Origin of the sequence: Microbacterium natoriense, assembly GCF_030816295.1 — a bacterium.
Classification (GTDB): domain Bacteria; phylum Actinomycetota; class Actinomycetes; order Actinomycetales; family Microbacteriaceae; genus Microbacterium; species Microbacterium natoriense_A.
The window spans coordinates 4041958-4059543 of sequence record NZ_JAUSXV010000001.1; the positions used below are offsets into that span (position 1 = coordinate 4041958).

Genomic DNA, 17586 nt, shown 5'->3' on the forward strand with positions numbered 1-17586 from the left:
TCCCTGGAGCGTCGCGGAGCGCCGCTCTAAGCTGTGAACGTGGGGGAGATCGACGCATCCGACGACGACGCCGCGCCTGCCGGCGCGGCCGTTCGACGGCGGCTGTCCCGCGGCTGGATCATCACGATCGCAACAACCGCCGTTCTCGGCTTCTGCGTCGGCGTCATCGCGGCGACCGGCGGCTTCCGTTCGGTGGCCGGTACCGGCCCTGCCGCCTATCGCCTCGGTGACGAGATCTCCAGCGCGGAGGCGACCCTGGTCGTCGAACGCGTGGCCGTCATGGACGAGCTGTGGGGATATGGATCCTCGCCTGATGACACGAAGGGCGAGAGGGTGCTCGCCGTGCTGGTCGACGTGACCAACCTCGACGACGAGCCGCGTCTCGCCTCCAGCAGCGGCAGTCTCGCCGACATCCGTCTCCAGCATCGCCCCGACGACCGCCCGACCGTGTCGATCTACGCGGACGACGATTTCAGCGTCGTCACCCTGCAGCCGGACGTGCCTGCACGCGTGCTGCTGACCTGGGTGGTGGAGGAGGACGAGATCGTCGACGGCGACCCCGTTCGGCTCGTGATCCCCGACGCCGAGAAGAACGACAGCACGATCTTCAGCGGGGAGACGCTCTGGAATCCTCTCGACCCCGCCGGTGTCGTCTCCGTCCGTCCGGAGGATCTCGGTCCCGGCAGCGAGGACGGACGGCTGTGAAAACCGCCATGACATGGCTGCTCGCGATCGCCCTGCTCGGCGGCGCGTGGGCGGTGACTCTTCTCGCACCTTCGGACGATGCCGGGCGCGACGCCTTCGTCACCGAGGTGGCCCTCGGCGAGCGCGGTGTCGGGCGCAACATCGCCGCCACCGTCACCGACGTGAGGGCGGCGAACAGCATCACCGCGGAGAGCGGATGGCACGCGGAGGGCGACTGGCTGGTCGTGGATCTGACGGCCGAGGCCACGGCGAGCCAGTCCTCCGGCATCCTCGGCGCCGCCACGCTGCGCATCGGCGACCGCACCTTCAGCGCGACCGAACGCGGCCCCGATGAGATGACCCTCTACCGCACGCAGCTCGTTCCGGGTGTGCCCCAGCACGGGAGCCTGCTGTTCGAGCTGCCCGACACGGCACTGCACGGCATCGGCGTCCTGCGACTGTCGACGGGATACGGAGACCCGTGGGGAGACTCCGTCCTCGAGATCCCGATCGACCTCGACGCTGTGGAGCATGCGGGAGCGGTCACCGTGGACGACAAGGGTTGGGCGAAGCCGTGAGCCGCCGCCGGTGGCCTCGCAACGCGGCAGCTCTCGTCGCGCTCGCCGTGCTCGTTCCCGCCTCGGCCGCCGCGATCGGCTGGCGGGAATGGGTCGGCGCGTACGACACCAGCGGCCAGCACGTGTACGCGGTGCTGCCCGCGGGCGACGAAGACACGGTCGATCTGGATGACACGACCTGGGGCCCGGTGCGCGCGGGAGTGTTCACCGCGGCCGACGGCCTTCCCGTTCCCGATGGAGCCAAGGTGATCGCGGTCAAGATCACGGTCGACAATCACGACCTCGACGAGCCGTCGGGATGCGGTTCGCCGGTGCTGGTCGAGCAGAGCAGCGGTCGTCAATGGAGCGAGATGTCGCTCGCTCTCGACCTCCCCTACGACCCCGACTCGCCGACGCTGTGCTCGACCGACACCTCCGCCGATTACGGGGTGTCGGGGCCGTACGAGATGCTCGTGCCGTTCATCGTCCCCGAGGATGCCGAGGGACCGTTCTGGTTCGACGTCGCCCCGTACGACACCGAACCCTCGTTCGCACGGTTCTCGATCGCGCCCTGATCGATCGCACCCTGATCTATCGCTCCCTGATCGCGCGGGACCATCTCGACGAATCCGGCATCCACCGCGACCGAACGGAGGGCCGTGTCGTACGCCCCCGCGATCAGGCTCACCCTGAGCGGCTCGACGAGGAGGACCGTGACGAGGGCGATCACGACAGAGGTCGCCTCCCAGAACACTCCCTCGTGCGGGCCGAGCAGGCGCACCAGGCCGAATCCGATCACCGGTTCGAGAGCTTTCACCACGGCGTAGAGCAGCAGATACGAGGCGATCAGCAGGGGGCCCGACCGCCACAGCAGTGCGAGGGTCCGCCCGATCGCCTGCAGCTGCGAGGTCAGCTCTCCGGTCAATCCGGCGACACGCGTGCGGAGCACCTCGGGCACGCGGCCGGTCCGCGCCGCCACGCGCTGGAGCAGTCGGTTCTCGACGCGCAACCTCTCGGCGGCGACGGCCTGACCGTAGATCACGCCCGCGACCACCAGCCAGGCGATCGGTTCGATGATGATGCGTCCCGCGTCGGCGATCACGAGCTCGACACCGCTGACGACCCAGTCGAGAGGGACGAGCTGGTCGGCGATCCACGCCCGAAGATCGGTCAGCCAGGCGGTCGCCGCGCGAGTCTCGATCCATGCGACCGCGCCGTCGAGGACCTGCCCGAACAACAGCAGCGAGAAGAAGACCCACACCACTTCGAGATACAGCGCGAGCAGCGCCAGCATCCGTGGCAGCCGATCTCCCCACCGCTTCCACGCCCATCTGCCCGCGACGGCGAGCACGATGATGAGGATCGTCCAGACGTTGAACGTGAGGTTGAGCACCGCCTCGTTGCTCCCTGGCTCTTCCGGCTGGCCGACCCGCGAGAGGATCTGCGCCGTGCTCACCTCCAGCGCGCGCTGCGCATACTCGATCACATCGCCCTGAAGCTCCCTCTGCGCGGTGTACACGGCGAAGAAGGGAAGCACGCTCGCGAGAAGTGCGGCGACGAAGTCCTGCCGTCGCTCCCTGGCCGTGGCCGGGAGCGGGGCGATGGCCTGAAGACTGCGCAGACCGTCGCGGATCACGAGGAACATGCCGACGAAGCCGATCAGGCGTGCGAGCACGGCGAGCGGCAGGATCAGCAGACCGCCCGTGGCCGTGTAGCCGCCGACGAAGCCGGCCAGCTCGATGAGCAGGTGCCGCACCAGCATCCCGCCGAGCAACCACGCGAGAAGGGCCGGCCAGTGCCTCCACAGCACACGACCGGTCGACCTCAGGATCTCCCGCACGCCCCCAAACTACTACCGGGCCGGTCAGCTCCAGACGCTGGGCGCACTCTTTCGCACGGGTGGAAGAGTCGACGCCGCGGCCCACTCGTGCACCCACTCGTCGATCTCGGGCACGCCGTCGGGACGCCCGACCGCGGCGAACAGCTCTTCATTGCTGACCGTGCCGCCGGTGCGGCGCAGCATCCGCGCCCTCACGATGGCCCGCGCGTAGATCTCGCCGTCGACGACCGCACGATGCTCCATGAACACGGCCTTGTCGTCGTGTCCGATGAACCTCGACTGCACCTCGAACCGCTGCCACAGCTGCAGCGACTTGCGGAACGTGATGGTCTCGCTCGAGACGACGGCGTACCAGCCGCGCTCCTTCATCGCATCGAACAGACCCGTGCGGATGAGCTGGTCCCAGCGGCCGAGGTCGAACAGCGACAGATAGCGGCCGTTGTTCATGTGGCGCAGGATGTCGATGTCGGTGGGCAGGGTGGTCAGCCGGATGGTGCCGACCGCGGCCGGTTCGAGGGTCTTTCCCCGGCGGACGCGGCGTCGAGCGCCGAGGATCACGAGCAGGGTGCGCCAGATCACATTCACGAGCACTGATCGTAGCCTCACGCTCACGAAACGCGAACATCGTTGTGTGCATCCTCCATCCCCGCAGAACGGGTCGTGCACGGCATCCGCTCGATTTCCTCTTCGCGCGAGCCGCGCGTAGAGTCGCGGCATGAGCGCCGAAGCCCACTCTCAGATCACCGTCCGCCCGGTCCGCGACGTGGATGCGGAAGCCCTAGGTCGCGTGCATGCGCAGTGCTGGCACGAGACCTACGATCACCTGATCAGCAAGGCGGCACTCGAGAAGATCTCGCCGCGTCGCATGGCCGAGCTGTGGACGCACTGGGCCTCCCAGGGCGAGGAGTTCAAGATGAGCGCCGCGCTGGTCGACGGCGAGATCGTCGGCTTCGTCGGCTCGGGCCCCGCCCGCGACAAGGACGCCCCCGCGTTCCGCGAGCTCTACTTCATCTACCTGCTCGACGCGTACCACGGTACGGGTATCGGCCAGAAGCTCTTCGACGCCGCCGTCGAGAAGGACGAGCCTCTCTACCTCTGGGTCGCCGAGGACAACCCTCGCGCGCACCGGTTCTACACGCGCAACGGCTTCTCGCTCGACGGCGCCAGCCACACCGAGCCCTTCCTCGGCGAGACGCTGACCGAGGTGCGCTTCACCCGCTGAGCACGACGCGACTCACGAGAATCGGCCGCCATCGTCTCGATGGCGGCCGATTCCGCGTCTCGGGCGGATGCGGTCCTGAGCTCTGAAAGCTCAGCGTCCGGAGACCGTGCCGAACATCTTCGCGATCGGAGCGATCACCAGCGGTCGGGCGGCGGCCCAGCCGGCGGCGATCGCCACGAGCGCGGCGATGAACACCCAGAATCCGGTCCAGCTCACGGCGTCGGACGACGCGAACATGTGGTTCAGGTTCGCGAGGCACCCGGTGAGGAACACGAGCGCGACGTGCGCGATGATGAACAGCACGAAGTAGAGCATGACCGGGAAGTGCACCCTGCGCGCCCACTCGATCGGATAGGCCTTCGACAGCTTCTCGGCCTTCTTCGGCCATAGCCCCGACATCCGGAACCCCGTGACGGCGGCGAGAGGCGCGGCGAGGAACACCGTGACGAAGTAGGCGAGCTGCTGAAGGCTGTTGTAGTTGTTCCAGCCGTTCTCGGTCGGCCAGTCGAACGAGATGTACTGCAGCGCCGCCGACAGCGCGTTGGGCAGCACCTCCCAGCTGGTCGGCACGATCCGCACCCAGTGCCCGGTGACGAACAGCAGCACGAGGAAGATCACGCCGTTCGTCAGCCACAGGATGTCGAGAGCCTGGTGGAACCAGATCGTCAGGCTCACCTTGCCCTTGGGGTTGTTCTTCGGAGTCCAGAAGGCGGTCGGCCGTTTCTCCCGCCGGATCGTGAGTCCCGAGCGGATGATCAGCACCATCAGGAACATGTTGAAGAAGTGCTGCCAGCCGATCCACGGCGCGAAACCGGGCTCTACGGCGATCGAGGGCTCGTAGTGGCCGGGGAACGCGGCGAGGAAGTCCTGCAGGGCGTCGAGGCTGAGCAGCGTTCGCGCGAACGCGACGGCCGCCGCGGCCAGCACGCCGAGACCCGCAGCAGCGAAGAGGACGGCGATCGCCTGCGGCCAGGTCGGGCGCGGACGAGCGGATGCCGGCGCCTCGGGGATGTGCCGGGGAGCCCGTCCGTCCCACACCGTGCGCCGGAATGGGATCGGACCGAGTTCGGCCGCGGGGAGGATGGCGGCAGATGCCGGGGGCAGGACTGCCGTGGCCGACGAGGTCGCGACAGCTGCTGTGACCGCGGTGCCTGCGGCCGATGCCGCCGATACGAGCCCCTCGTCGCCCTTGTCTTCGACGGCCGGAGTCGAGATGCGTGTGACGACGCCTGCGGGCGGCCACCGATCTCCCCCGGCCGTTCGCGGCAGGCCGCGGCGGAGCCGAGTGCCCTCTGCGGGTTCCACTTCGATGGCCGACACGCCACTTCGGGGGACCGATTCGCGATTCCGTCCGATATCTGGCGCGTCGTCCCCCGATGTGGCCGGGGCGGAGACAAACGTGGCACGATCCGTCGCCATCGGCGCTTCGCGCTGGACCGCGGCCGGCGCAGCGGCGCCGGCGGTCGGGGCAGTCTCCGCGGGGGGCCAGGGCTCGCCGCCGGGAGTGCGAGGGAGTCCGCGGCGGAGGGTCGTCGAATGCGGGAACGAACCGACCGGGACCGCTTCATCGAGGGCGGCTTGCGACGTTTCGTCTCGCTCCGCTCGCTCAACGACCGGCGAGGAGAAATCCACTCGCTCGGCGACCGGGGACGCATCCGCTCGCTCAACGACCGGGGGCAAGGAATCGACCGGGGAGGGTGCATCCGCTCGCTCGACGACGGCAGGCGCGCCCGTCGTGCCGGTGACATCCTCGCCCGGCACGTCGACGACCGCCTCGGCCGGAGGCCAGGGCTCGCCGCCGGGCACGCGCGGCAGCCCGCGCCTGAGCATCCGCGTGGCCATGCCTACTTCTTCCGCGCCTCGAGTGCGGCGATGATCTGCGGGACGACCGTGAACAGATCGCCGACGATGCCGAAGTCGGCGACGTCGAAGATCGGCGCGTCGGCGTCCTTGTTGATCGCGACGATCGTCTTCGAAGTCTGCATGCCCGCACGGTGCTGGATCGCGCCCGAGATGCCGAGAGCGACGTACAGCTGCGGAGACACCGAGACGCCGGTCTGCCCGACCTGGTGCGACTGCGGGATGTATCCCGCATCGACCGCGGCGCGAGAGGCGCCGACCGCGGCGCCGAGCGCATCGGCGAGCTCCTCGACGAGCACGAACTTCTCCTTCGAGGCCAGACCGCGTCCACCCGACACGACCGTGGTCGCTCCGCGCAGATCGGGGCGCGACGACGCCTGCTCGACGGCTTCGATGGCGCCGGCGGTCGCTGCCGCGGTGGGCACCGGGATGTCGGAGGTCAGCCCCTCGAACACCGGTGCCTCGACGGCTGCGGCGCGTGCGTCGACGGCTCCCTGCCTGACCGTGATGACCGGGGCTCCGAACGTCGACGCCGAGTCCGTGAGATAGGCCCCGCCGTAGACGGAGTGGTGCGCGATGATGCCCTCGTCGTCGCGTGAGACGCCGACGGCGTCGACCAGGAGCGCGAGCTTCGCGCGCACGGCGAAGCGGCCGGCGACGTCGCGGCCGGCGATCGAGTTCGACAGGAGCACGGCGTCCGGCTGCACCCGCTCGTAGACGAGGTGGAGTGCGTCGACGATCGGCACCGTGAGGCTCCTGGCATCGCCCTCGGCGGTGATCACGACGGGGGCGCCGGCCGCTGCGGCCTGGCCTGCGGCTTCTGGCGTTCCGCCGACGATGAGCGCGACGGGTGTTCCGATGGTCGATGCGGCGCCGATCAGGCCGGCGGTGCTCGATGCCGCCTCACCGGACGGGGTGACGTCGACGACGACAAGGATCGGGTTCTCGGGATAGCTCATCATCACACCAGCCTGTTCTGCACGAGGTACTCCACCAGCTTGTCTGCGGCGTCGCCCTCATCGACGATCTTCACGCCGGCCGCGCGCGGCGGCTTCTCCGCCACAGCGGTCATGATCGCCCGGGGTGCGAGCGACGGATCGGCTGAGACGTCGAGGTCTGCGAGAGAGAGCACTTCGAGCGGCTTCTTCTTCGCCGCCATGATGCCCTTGAAGTTCGGGAACCGCGCGTCCGGCAGGGCCTCTGTGATCGAGATGACTGCGGGCAGGGACGCCGAGACCTCCTGCGAACCGGCATCCGCTCCTCGTGTGCCCTTCACACCTTCGGCGCTGATCTCCACCGTCGTCAGCGCGGTCGCCTGCGCCCATCCCAGGTGCTCGGCGAGCATCGCGGGGAGCACCCCTCCGGAGCCGTCGGTCGACAGGTTGCCCGTGATCACCAGGTCGGGCTCGCCGCGTCGGACGGCCGCTGCCAGCACCTCGGCGGTGAGGGTCAGATCCGCGCCGGCGAGCTGCTCGTCGGCGATGTGGACGGCGGATCCCGCCCCGATCGCGAGAGCCCGGCGCAGGGATGCGGTCGAGCCGGCGGGTGCCATCGAGAGCGCCACGACCTCGGTGCCCTCATTCTTGTCGGCATGGCTCAGGGCCACCTCGAGGGCGCGCTCGGTGATCTCGTCGAGCACCACGTCGCCGGCTGTCCGGTCGGCCAGCCCTGTCTCGAGATTCAGCTTGCGATCGCCATAGGTGTCTGGCACCTCTTTGACCAGGACGAAGATCTTCATCGATTGCTCCTCACGACTGCCTCGATTCTAGTCCCATGAAACTCAGTGTCATTCTGGATGCAACTGAGACTCAAGGCATCCGATGCCCTAGCCTAGAACCGTGGTCCAGCCCCGCCCCTTGCCCGTGGATCCGCTCGCCGAGGCGAAGCGGCAATGGGTCGCGCACGGATGGACGGATGCCGCCGACGGCATGACCGTCGTGACCTCGGTGATGCGCGCACAGCAGCTGCTTCTCGCAAGGGTCGACGCCACCCTGAAGCCCTTCGCGCTGAGCTTCGCCCGCTACGAGGTGCTGCGCCTGCTGGCTTTCAGCCGGTCAGGGCGCCTGCCGCTGTCGAGCGTGGTGGCGCGCCTGCAGGTGCATGCGACGACGATCACCAGCACCGCCGAGCGGCTGGTGCGCGACGGTCTCGTGATCCGCGAGCCGCACCCGCACGACGGCCGGGCCGCGCTGCTCTCCCTCACCCCCGCTGGCCGCGAGCTCGTCGATCGAGCCACGACCGCACTCAACGCCGAGGTGTTCGCGGATCCGGGTATCAGCACGGAGGACGCCGCCGAACTCGTCGCGATCGTCGCGCGCATGCGCAAGGCCGCGGGCGACTTCGCGGATCCGCGCCCGCAACCCGAACCGCTCTGATGGCCGAGTTCGTTCTCGAGACCGTGATCGCGGCGGCGCCCGAGGCAGTGTTCGCCGCATCCCTCGACCCGGCCCTTCATGTGCGCTCCATGGCACAGTACGGCGAGACGATGGTCGAGGCGCCGGCCGGCGGCGCCTTCGCCGAAGGATCGACCGTGACTTGGCGCGCGAAGCACTTCGGCATCCCGTTCCGGCTGCGCTCCGTCGTCTTCGACATCGATCCGCCGCACCGGTTCTGCGACCGCCAGCTGTCGGGACCGTTCGGGGCGTTCCTGCACGAGCACGTGTTCGAGGAGCATCCGCGGGGCACGCTGATGCGCGACACGATCACGTTCCGCTCACCCGCGGGCCCCATCGGCCGCCTCGTCGATCGGCTGTTCATGCGCGAGTACATGCGGCGCCTGATCGCCGAGCGCAACGAGACGCTGGCCGCGGAGATCGAGGGGCGTAGCCTGTCGGCATGACCGAACTCCGGCTTCACACCGTTCTCTGGGCATCCGGGCCCGCGGCCGCGATCGTGCTCACCGACGAGCAGGTCGAGTCCTTCGGGGCCGGCAAGGCGTTCCCCGTGTCCGTGACCATCGGCGACCGCACCGCCCGATTGCGTCTGTCCCGCATGGGCGGCAAGAACCTGATCGGCTTCAGCAAGGCGGTGCGCACCGAACTCGGGGTCGAGGCCGACCAGGAGATCGACGCCGTGATCACGGTCGATACCGGCGAACGCACGGTCGAGGTCCCGTCGGCGCTGGCGGAGGCCCTCGACGCCGACCCCGCGCTGCGCGCGGCGTTCGACGCCCTGTCGTACACGAACCGCAAGGAGCACGCGCGAGCGGTCGCCGAGGCCAAGCAGGAGGCGACCCGAGAGCGCCGCCTCGCCAAGATCGTCGAGGCGCTGCGCGGCTGAATCAGCGGTTCTGGAAGTCGGGGGAACGCTTCTCCCGGAACGCGGCCATGCCCTCCTTCTGGTCGGCCGTGTCGAACAGCGCGGCGAACGCCTGCTTCTCGTGGGCCAGTCCTTCGGCGAGGGTGGTCTCCATTGCGGCATCGAGCGCGGCCTTGGCCGCGTAAACCGAGGGCAGCGACTTCGACGCGATCGTCACGGCCAGCTTCTCAGCTTCGGCGAGGAGATCGGATGCCGGCACGACGCGCGACACGAGGCCTGAGCGCTCCGCCTCCTCGGCGCCCATGAAGCGGCCGGAGAGCACGAGCTCGGCCGCCTTGTAGTAGCCGACTGCGCGGATGAGTCGCTGCGTGCCGCCCATGCCGGGAATGACACCGAGGTTGATCTCGGGCTGCCCGAACTTCGCGGTGTCGGCGGCGAGGATGATGTCGCACATCATCGCCAGCTCGCAGCCGCCGCCGAGCGCGAAGCCCGAGACCGCGGCGATCACCGGGGTGTGCACGGCGGCGAAGTCGCGCCAGATGCCGAAGTGATCGGTCGCGATCATCTCGGCGGCCGACATCGTCTCCATCTCCTTGATGTCGGCTCCGGCTGCGAACGCCTTCTCCGACCCGGTCACGACGATCGCGCCCACACCGTCGTCGGCGTCGAAGGCGACGGCCGCCGCGGTGACCTCTTCGGCCACGCGCCCGTTCAGCGCGTTCAACGCCTCGGGGCGGTTCAGGGTGATCCATCCCACGCGCCCGCGCTGCTCGACCAGAATCGTCTCGTACTCGGTCATCGTGAAGGCCCTCTCCGTTGTGGTCTTCCCAGTATGTCCCGCGCCCTCAGACCAGATCCTCGCGGATGTCGGTGATGATGCCCGAGAAGTCTCGGGTCGCGCCGGGCCCCTCGGCGTACACCGCGTAGAGCTCCTGCGCGAGTCGCCCCATCCTGGCATCCGTCGAGGTCTGCTCGATCGCCTGCAGCGCGAGGCCGAGGTCCTTCGCCATCAGGGCGCCGGCGAAGCCCGGCTGGTAGTCGCGATTGGCGGGACTGGTCGGCACGGGCCCCGGAACCGGGCAGTTGGTCGTGATCGACCAGCACTGGCCGGATGCCTGCGACACCACGTCGAACAGTGCCTGATGCTCGAGACCCAGCCGCTCCCCCAGCACGAAAGCCTCAGCGACCGCGATCTGCGAGACTGCGAGGATCATGTTGTTGCACACCTTGGCGGCCTGACCGAGCCCCGGGCCGCCGCAGTGCACGATGCGCTTTCCCATCGCCTCGAGCAGTGGCAGCGCCGCGGCAAAGTCCTCATCCGTGCCGCCGACCATGAACGCGAGAGTGCCGTTCTCCGCTCCCACCACACCGCCCGAGACGGGCGCGTCGATGTTGCGATGCCCGGCGGCGACCGCGAGCTCGTGCGCGGTGCGGGCCTCGTCGACGGCGATCGTGGAGGATTCGATGAACAGCGTGCCGGGCTCGGCCGCAGCCAGCAGACCATCCTGGTATGCGGAGATCACGTGCCTGCCTGCGGGGAACATCGTGATCACGACCTCGGCGCCGGATACCGCGTCGATTCCGAATTCGGTCACCGGCACGCCCGCTGCCTTGGCCGCCTCCACCGCGGCGTCCATGAGGTCGAATCCACGCACCTCATGCCCCGCGGCGATGAGGTTCTTCGCCATCGGCAGCCCCATGTGGCCGAGGCCCAGGAACGCGACCCTGCTCATGATGAGGCCCGCATCGAAGCAGAGCCGGCAGGGCGCAGCATCTCTCGTCCGACGATGAGTCGCATGATCTCGTTCGTCCCTTCCAGGATCTGATGCACGCGCAGATCACGCACGACCCGCTCGATCCCGTAGTCCTGAAGGTACCCGTAGCCGCCGTGCAGCTGAAGGGCCTTGTTGGCCACGTCGAACCCGGCGTCCGTGGCGAAGCGCTTGGCCATCGCGCAGCGCATGGTCGCGTCGGGGGCCTTCTCGTCGACGGCCTGCGCGCCGTCGCGCACCATCAGCCTTGCCGCCTGCAGGTCGGTGCGCATGTCGGCGATCGCGAACATGATCGACTGCTTCTCGGCCAGCGGCTCGCCGAATGCGACGCGCTCGTGCACGTACTGCACTGCACGATCGAGCGCCCACTGCGCTCCGCCGATCGAGCAGGCGGCGATGTTGAGGCGTCCGCCGTTGAGCGCCGACATCGCGATCGCGAAGCCCTTGCCCTCGTCTCCGAGCATGGCGGATGCCGGTACGCGCACGCCATCGAAGATGACCTGGCGAGTGGGCTGGGCGTGCCAGCCCATCTTCTTCTCGGGAGCGCCGAAGCCGAGGTTCTCCGAGTCGCCCGGCACGAGGAAGGCGCTGATGCCACGCGCACCTGCCTCTCCCGTGCGGGCCATGACGACGTAGACGGCGGCCTCGCCTGCCCCCGAGATGAACTGCTTCATGCCGGTGAGCACGTAGTGATCGCCGTCGCGAACCGCGCTGGTGGAGATGTTGGCGGCATCCGACCCCGCGCCGGGCTCGGTGAGGCAGTACCCGCCGAACTCCTCCATCGCGGTCAGCTTCGGCAGCCATTCGCCGCGCTGTCTGTCATCGCCGTAGGTGTCGATCATCCAGACGACCATGTTGTGGATCGAGATGTAGGCGGCGACGGCGGTGTCTCCCTTGGCCAGCTCCTCGAAGATGGCGACGGTGTCGGCGCGGCTCAGCCCGCTGCCGCCGAAGTCCTCGCGCACGTAGATGCCGCCGAGGCCGAGCTCGCCCGCTCGGTTCAGCGATTCCCGCGGGAAGAGGTGGTCCTCGTCGCGCTCCGCAGCGTAGGGCGCGAGCTCGGTGTCGGCGAAGTCGCGGACGGCCTCGAGGATCGCCTCGCGTTCCTCGGCGGTGGTGGTGACGGTGGTCATTGTCATCGTGGTTCCTTGTGGGCGAGCAGGATCAGTGCATGGTGGGGATGACGAAGCTGGCGCCGTCGCGGATGCCCGACGGCCAGCGGCTGGTCACGGTCTTGGTCTTCGTGTAGAAGCGGAAGGCGTCGGCGCCGTGCTGGTTGAGGTCGCCGAAACCCGATCTCTTCCAGCCTCCGAAGGTGAAGTACGCGATCGGCACCGGGATCGGCACATTGACGCCGACCATCCCGACCTCGACGCGGGCGGCGAAGTCACGGGCCGCATCGCCGTCGCGCGTGAAGATCGCGACGCCGTTGCCGTACTCGTGCTCGTTCGCCATCCGCAGCGCCTGCTCGTAGTCGGCGGCGCGAGCGATCACGAGCACCGGGCCGAAGATCTCCTCACGGTAGATCGCCATGTCTGTGGTGACGTGATCGAACAGCGTCGGGCCGAGGTAGAAGCCCTCCTCGTGTCCGGGCACCGTGAAACCACGTCCGTCGGCGAGCAGTGTCGCTCCCTCGTCGATGCCCTGCTGGATGTAACCCTCCACCCGCTCGACAGCGGCGCGGGTGACGAGCGGTCCGTAGTCGACGTCTGCGGCGAGCGACGGCCCGACGCGCAGCCGCGCGACTCGCTCCACCAGCTTGGCGGCGAGAGCATCCGCCGTCTCCTGCCCCACGGGCACCGCGACGGAGATCGCCATGCAGCGCTCCCCCGCCGAGCCGTACCCGGCGCCGATCAGCGCATCTACGGCTTGGTCCAGATCGGCATCCGGCATCACGATCATGTGGTTCTTCGCACCGCCGAAGCACTGAGCGCGCTTTCCGTGGGCCGCCGCGGTGGAGTAGATGTACTCGGCGATCGGCGTGGACCCGACGAAGCCGACGGCACGGATGCGGTCGTCGGTCAGAAGCGCGTCGACGGCTTCCTTGTCGCCGTGCACGACGTTGAGGACACCCGCGGGCAACCCCGCCTCGAGGAAGAGCTCGGCGAGACGCACCGGCACCGAAGGGTCGCGTTCGCTCGGCTTCAGGACCACCGCGTTGCCCGCGGCGAGCGCCGGGCCGGCCTTCCACAGCGGGATCATGGCCGGGAAGTTGAACGGGGTGATCGCCGCGACCACTCCGAGAGGCTGCCGCATGGAGTACACGTCGATGCCGGCGCCCGCGCCGGTGGAGTACTCGCCCTTGAGCAGGTGCGGGGCGCCGGCGGCGAACTCGATGACCTCGAGGCCGCGCTGGATGTCGCCCTTCGCGTCATCGACCGTCTTGCCGTGCTCGCTCGCGAGCATCTCGGCGAGCGTCTGCATCTCGCGCTGGACCAGATCGAGGAAGCGCAGCAGCACACGGGCGCGCTTCTGCGGGTTCGTCGCCGCCCAGCCGACCTGCGCCGCCTCGGCGTTGTCGATCGCTTCGCGGACCTCGCCTGTAGAGGCCAGTGGCACGCGTGCCTGCACGGCGCCAGTGCTGGGGTCGAAGACGTCCGCGAAGCGTCCTACTTCGGGCGTGAGAAGCGATCCGCCCACGAAATGCGGAATTGTGCGAGTCATTGTGTGACATCCCTTCATGCCGTCGTTGGCACAATGCGATGCTACTCCGAGGGCCGAACATTTACTAGGACGTCCTTGTATACCGGAATGATCATGGAGGCGAACCGCGTCCATCTCGCGCACCCTCTTCCCTTGCACGACAGGAGCACGGTAGACCTTTATCCGTGCGCCTGATCGGCGCACACCCGATCGCATCGTGGCGATGACCTTTCGCACCGATGCGCGCGAAAAGGAGAAACATGTCTCAACGGACGGCTCAAGCACGACGGCGTGCTTTGGCGACGACGACGGCGCTCGCACTGGCGACCACCGGATTCGTGGCCCTCGGCTCCGGCGCGGCCACCGCGGCCCCGCCGAATGCGGATGCCCCTCAGGCTCCGGCAGTGATCGGCGACGACGAGTACTACATGAACTACGTGGCACCGCGGGCGGAAGGCGCATTCGACTCATCCGACGACTCGCTGATCACGAGCGGCAGCGCCAGAGGCCCGTATGGCGGCAGCCCCATCGAACGGGCGAACAAGAACGACGAGAAGTTCGCGCAGGGCAACCCGGTGGCGGCGAGGCAGCTCGCGAAGACCGAGGCTCAATCGATCAAGACCGGCAAGAGCCCCAAGGCGCTGAAGCACTCGAAGACCACGCAGCAGGCGAAGCTGCTCACGATCCTGGTCGAGTTCGACGGCACCGACGACTTCTCCGACCTCTACGTCCCCACCGAGTTCGGCGCCACGACCTGCATGCCGGGCGGTCAGCAGGATCCGACCCTGCACAACAACATCCCGAACCCCGCAGATGCGGCACAGCCCGACAACAACAGCATGTGGGTGTCGGACTTCTCCTCCGAGCACTACAACAAGATGCTGTTCTCCGAGGACGGCATCACCGAGCGGGTGCGCACCGATCTGACGGGGCCCGACGGACAGCCCGGATTCGACATCTCGGGTTACACGATGAAGAACATGTACGAGGAGATGTCGCGCGGCGCATACTCCCTCACGGGCGAAGCGACGGCGTGGGTCTCCGTGCCGCATTCCGAGGGATACTACGGCGCGACGGTCTGCCATCTGAACGACGAGGGCGTGTACGAGGCCGGCCCGATGCAGGACCAGCAGGGCCACCCTGACAACCCGCTCGGACCCGGCCAGCTGCCGATCGATGCTGTCGCAGCCGTCGCCGCGGCCGACCCGGACTTCCCCTGGGCCGAATACGACATCGAGGACCAGGGCGACCGTGACGGCGACGGCAACGTCAACGAACCCGACGGCGTGATCGACCACGTCGTCCTCGTGCACGCCGGCGAGGACAAGTCGGGCGGCGGCGGCAAGGAGGGCACCTACGCGATCTGGGCGCATTCCTCGGCTGTGGCCGGCGGCGCCACGATCCCCGGCACCGACTTCAAGATCTCGAACTACATCATCCAGCCGGAGGACTCGGGCGTCGGCGTGTTCGCTCACGAGTACGGTCACGACCTCGGTCTGCCCGACCTGTACGACACGTCGAACAACGGCAACTCCGACGTCGACTTCTGGGATCTGATGAGCTCGGGATCGCACTCGGGCCCGATCTTCCAGTCGATGCCGACGCACATGGGCATCTGGGACAAGTGGGTGCTCGGCTGGGTGGACCCGCAGGTCGTGAACCCCGGTGACGACCCGACGACGATCAAGGTCGGTCAGTCATCACGGCCGAAGAAGGGCACGAAGGACGGCATCAAGATCAACCTCCCCGACAAGGAGATCGTGTTCACCACGCCGCACAGCGGCGCGGAGGCGTGGTACTCGGGCGCCGATCAGAGCTGGGCGGATGCACGCCTGACCCGCACGATCGACTCCGTGCCCGCCGACGCGCGTTTCTGGATGTGGAACGACTACGTGATCGAGGAGGACTGGGATTACGGCTTCATCGAGGTCTCGACCGACGGCGGAAGCACCTGGACCGAGCAGAAGGTCTATGACGAGTCCGGGGCGCTGGTGTCCACAGATGACGGCTACAACGACCCGAACGGGCGCATGGCCGACTTCGGCGGCAAGAAGTACGGCCTCACCGGGTCGTCCGGCGGCTGGCGCCACGACTACGTCGATCTGACGGCGTTCGCCGGGCAGAGCATCCAGATCCGCCTTCGTCAGGCGACGGATGCCGGCTTCGAGGAGCGCGGCTGGTTCTCCGACGACTTCGCGCTGACGAGCGCCGGCGCCGAGGTCTGGACCGACGACGTCGAGTCGGGCGACAACGGCTGGACCGCAACGGATGTCAGCTGGACCGACACGAGTGGCGCCGGCTGGCACCGCGACACCGGCACGCAGATCAAGGCGCAGTTCTACATGGTCGAGTGGCGCAACTACGACGGATTCGACGAAGGCCTGAAGTACGGATACACCACGGTGTACTCCGCCGAGGGCTGGAAGGTCGAGAAGGTGCCGTACAACGCGCCCGGCGCGCTCGTCTGGTACCGCGACACCGCCTATGGTGATGCGAACGATGTGGTGAACCACGTCGCCGACAACCTGACGAACCTGCCGAGCTACGGAGCCAAGGGCGGTCTGCTGCTCGTCGACAGTCACTTCGATCCGCTGCGCCGCACCGGAGCCGAAGCAGCTCTCGACCCGTCGACGCTGAAGAACGTCTCCACCCGCGCACAGTCGTCGAACGCCGCGTTCGGCCTCGTGCCGACCACGTCGTTCAAGGACTGCCTGGTCGACGCGAACCTCGCCAACGAGGCATGCACGACGTTCGCTCCGCAGGCGCCGGTGAGCACCTTCACGGACGACCAGGGTTGGGTCGCCGGCATCGAGGTGCGGGACGGTCAGCTGTTGAACCGTCTGCGTGACGCCTCGGTCGTCGTGCCCTCGGTGAACGGGGCGCCCTACTCGACGCGAGTGGTGAACCCCGACGGCACCCCGGCGACCGACGCGTACGGTCTCGACCTCGGGTTCACGGTGCTCGGCACCGGCAACCCCGCGGACGCGGGCGTAGGCTACGGCACGGTGGTCACGGTCAAGAAGTCGATGCAGGGCGACACCGCCGCCCTCATCACGGTGACCGCGCCGCGCGCGGGCTGATTCCGAGCAATCGACCGAGAGGCGCCGGCTCTGACATGCGTCAGGGCCGGCGCTTCTGCGCGTGCGATGGTTTCACGGTCATGTGATGTCGTCGAGCTGCAGTGCGCGCACGCCCCTGTTGTGCAGCACGAACTGGGCGCGAAGCGGCACATCGAGGGCGGTCGCCGCATCGAGCATCGCGCGCGACCACTCCCGGTCCTCGACGCCCACCACGCTGGACCCGAGACGCTCCCACACGAGCACGACCGCGGCGTTGCCGGTCATCTCGCGCAGCATGCCGATGCGGTGCATCAGCAGCGTCGCCTGATCGACGTCGCCCAGGTCGTCGGTGCGGGTGATCACGGTCGGATCGTCGGGGTAGTCGTCCATCGGCATCAGCGGGTCGCCCAGGCAGCCACGATCGTCGATGAACAGCAGCCACATCTGGCGCCGATTGGCACGGTCGAGCAGGAGCTCGATCAGCGAGCGCAGGTCTTCGCTGCTCTCGAGCGGACGGTCTTTCAGAGGAGTGGTCGTGTCTGTCATGCCCCGATCCTGCGGCATCCGCGGGATCGCCCTCCGCGGAATTCCGCGGGCTGGGGACAAGTTCCCGGCATCCGTCCTCCGGTGCAGGAAGAGTCGACGCGTTTCGTCACTTCGACTCGCTTCGCTCGCTCAGTACGGCGCTCGG

General features: G+C 68.3%; 17 protein-coding genes. 7 read left to right on the forward strand and 10 right to left on the reverse strand.

What is annotated here, in order from left to right:
• Positions 1 to 39 precede the first annotated feature (39 nt).
• Both QFZ53_RS19215 and QFZ53_RS19220 read left to right on the forward strand, forming a co-directional pair.
• Complete coding sequence (locus tag QFZ53_RS19215; protein ID WP_307299107.1) at positions 40 to 705, forward strand: hypothetical protein; 666 nt, start codon at positions 40 to 42, stop codon at positions 703 to 705.
• Between the two features lie 8 nt (positions 706 to 713).
• Positions 714 to 1262, forward strand: coding sequence for a hypothetical protein (locus QFZ53_RS19220; protein ID WP_307299109.1), 549 nt, complete (start codon positions 714 to 716; stop codon positions 1260 to 1262).
• Between the two features lie 421 nt (positions 1263 to 1683).
• Here QFZ53_RS19220 and QFZ53_RS19225 read toward each other — a convergent pair whose 3' ends face one another.
• Together QFZ53_RS19225 and QFZ53_RS19230 are read right to left on the reverse strand one after the other, a co-directional pair.
• Positions 1684 to 3081: a hypothetical protein gene (locus QFZ53_RS19225; RefSeq protein ID WP_307299111.1), complete on the reverse strand. Its 1398-nt coding sequence runs from the start codon at positions 3079 to 3081 to the stop codon at positions 1684 to 1686.
• 24 nt (positions 3082 to 3105) lie between these two features.
• Positions 3106 to 3666, reverse strand: a complete 561-nt coding sequence (locus tag QFZ53_RS19230) for an acyl-CoA thioesterase (protein WP_292907794.1) — start codon at positions 3664 to 3666, stop codon at positions 3106 to 3108.
• Between the two features lie 130 nt (positions 3667 to 3796).
• On the opposite strand from QFZ53_RS19230, the gene QFZ53_RS19235 reads away from it, so the two are divergent.
• Positions 3797 to 4303 (forward strand): GNAT family N-acetyltransferase, encoded by a 507-nt coding sequence (locus tag QFZ53_RS19235; RefSeq protein WP_292907717.1) that lies wholly within the window; start codon positions 3797 to 3799, stop codon positions 4301 to 4303.
• A gap of 90 nt (positions 4304 to 4393) precedes the next feature.
• On the opposite strand, the gene QFZ53_RS19240 is transcribed toward QFZ53_RS19235, so the two are convergent.
• The 3 genes from QFZ53_RS19240 to QFZ53_RS19250 are packed head-to-tail and all read right to left on the reverse strand — an operon-like array spanning position 4394 to position 7901.
• Positions 4394 to 6145 carry a cytochrome b/b6 domain-containing protein gene (locus QFZ53_RS19240; protein ID WP_307299115.1) on the reverse strand — a complete coding sequence of 584 codons (1752 nt, stop codon included), beginning with the start codon at positions 6143 to 6145 and terminating at the stop codon, positions 4394 to 4396.
• A gap of 2 nt (positions 6146 to 6147) precedes the next feature.
• Positions 6148 to 7125 carry an electron transfer flavoprotein subunit alpha/FixB family protein gene (locus QFZ53_RS19245; RefSeq protein WP_373426305.1) on the reverse strand — a complete coding sequence of 326 codons (978 nt, stop codon included), beginning with the start codon at positions 7123 to 7125 and terminating at the stop codon, positions 6148 to 6150.
• Positions 7125 to 7901: an electron transfer flavoprotein subunit beta/FixA family protein gene (locus QFZ53_RS19250; protein ID WP_307299116.1), complete on the reverse strand. Its 777-nt coding sequence runs from the start codon at positions 7899 to 7901 to the stop codon at positions 7125 to 7127. The genes QFZ53_RS19245 and QFZ53_RS19250 overlap by 1 nt, the downstream gene beginning before the upstream one ends.
• 100 nt (positions 7902 to 8001) lie before the next feature.
• Between QFZ53_RS19250 and QFZ53_RS19255 the strand changes: the two genes are divergently transcribed.
• Genes QFZ53_RS19255 through QFZ53_RS19265 form a run of 3 tightly spaced genes read left to right on the forward strand, consistent with a single transcriptional unit; the run spans position 8002 to position 9442 of the window.
• A complete protein-coding gene (locus QFZ53_RS19255; RefSeq protein WP_292907723.1) occupies positions 8002 to 8538 on the forward strand; it encodes a MarR family winged helix-turn-helix transcriptional regulator in 537 nt (178 codons plus the stop codon).
• Entirely contained in the window at positions 8538 to 9002 is a 465-nt protein-coding gene (locus QFZ53_RS19260) for an SRPBCC family protein (RefSeq protein WP_307299118.1), read from the forward strand. The genes QFZ53_RS19255 and QFZ53_RS19260 overlap by 1 nt, the downstream gene beginning before the upstream one ends.
• The gene (locus QFZ53_RS19265; RefSeq protein WP_292907727.1) at positions 8999 to 9442 is read left to right on the forward strand and encodes a YdeI/OmpD-associated family protein; all 444 of its coding nucleotides are present in this window, start codon (positions 8999 to 9001) and stop codon (positions 9440 to 9442) included. The genes QFZ53_RS19260 and QFZ53_RS19265 overlap by 4 nt, the downstream gene beginning before the upstream one ends.
• A gap of 1 nt (position 9443) precedes the next feature.
• Here the strand turns inward: QFZ53_RS19265 and QFZ53_RS19270 are convergent, their stop codons facing one another.
• From QFZ53_RS19270 to QFZ53_RS19285, 4 genes are read right to left on the reverse strand one after another with little or no spacing between them, the layout of a single operon-like run.
• Positions 9444 to 10220, reverse strand: a complete 777-nt coding sequence (locus QFZ53_RS19270; RefSeq protein ID WP_307299120.1) for an enoyl-CoA hydratase-related protein — start codon at positions 10218 to 10220, stop codon at positions 9444 to 9446.
• 46 nt (positions 10221 to 10266) lie between these two features.
• Positions 10267 to 11154: a 3-hydroxyisobutyrate dehydrogenase gene (gene mmsB / locus QFZ53_RS19275; RefSeq protein WP_307299122.1), complete on the reverse strand. Its 888-nt coding sequence runs from the start codon at positions 11152 to 11154 to the stop codon at positions 10267 to 10269.
• Positions 11151 to 12332, reverse strand: a complete 1182-nt coding sequence (locus QFZ53_RS19280; protein ID WP_307299123.1) for an acyl-CoA dehydrogenase family protein — start codon at positions 12330 to 12332, stop codon at positions 11151 to 11153. The genes mmsB and QFZ53_RS19280 overlap by 4 nt, the downstream gene beginning before the upstream one ends.
• Before the next feature lie 25 nt (positions 12333 to 12357).
• The gene (locus tag QFZ53_RS19285; protein WP_307299125.1) at positions 12358 to 13857 is read right to left on the reverse strand and encodes a CoA-acylating methylmalonate-semialdehyde dehydrogenase; all 1500 of its coding nucleotides are present in this window, start codon (positions 13855 to 13857) and stop codon (positions 12358 to 12360) included.
• 239 nt (positions 13858 to 14096) lie between these two features.
• On the opposite strand from QFZ53_RS19285, the gene QFZ53_RS19290 reads away from it, so the two are divergent.
• Positions 14097 to 16916, forward strand: coding sequence for an immune inhibitor A domain-containing protein (locus tag QFZ53_RS19290; RefSeq protein ID WP_307299126.1), 2820 nt, complete (start codon positions 14097 to 14099; stop codon positions 16914 to 16916).
• 78 nt (positions 16917 to 16994) lie between these two features.
• Here the strand turns inward: QFZ53_RS19290 and QFZ53_RS19295 are convergent, their stop codons facing one another.
• Positions 16995 to 17441 (reverse strand): hypothetical protein, encoded by a 447-nt coding sequence (locus QFZ53_RS19295; protein WP_292907739.1) that lies wholly within the window; start codon positions 17439 to 17441, stop codon positions 16995 to 16997.
• Positions 17442 to 17586 lie beyond the last annotated feature (145 nt).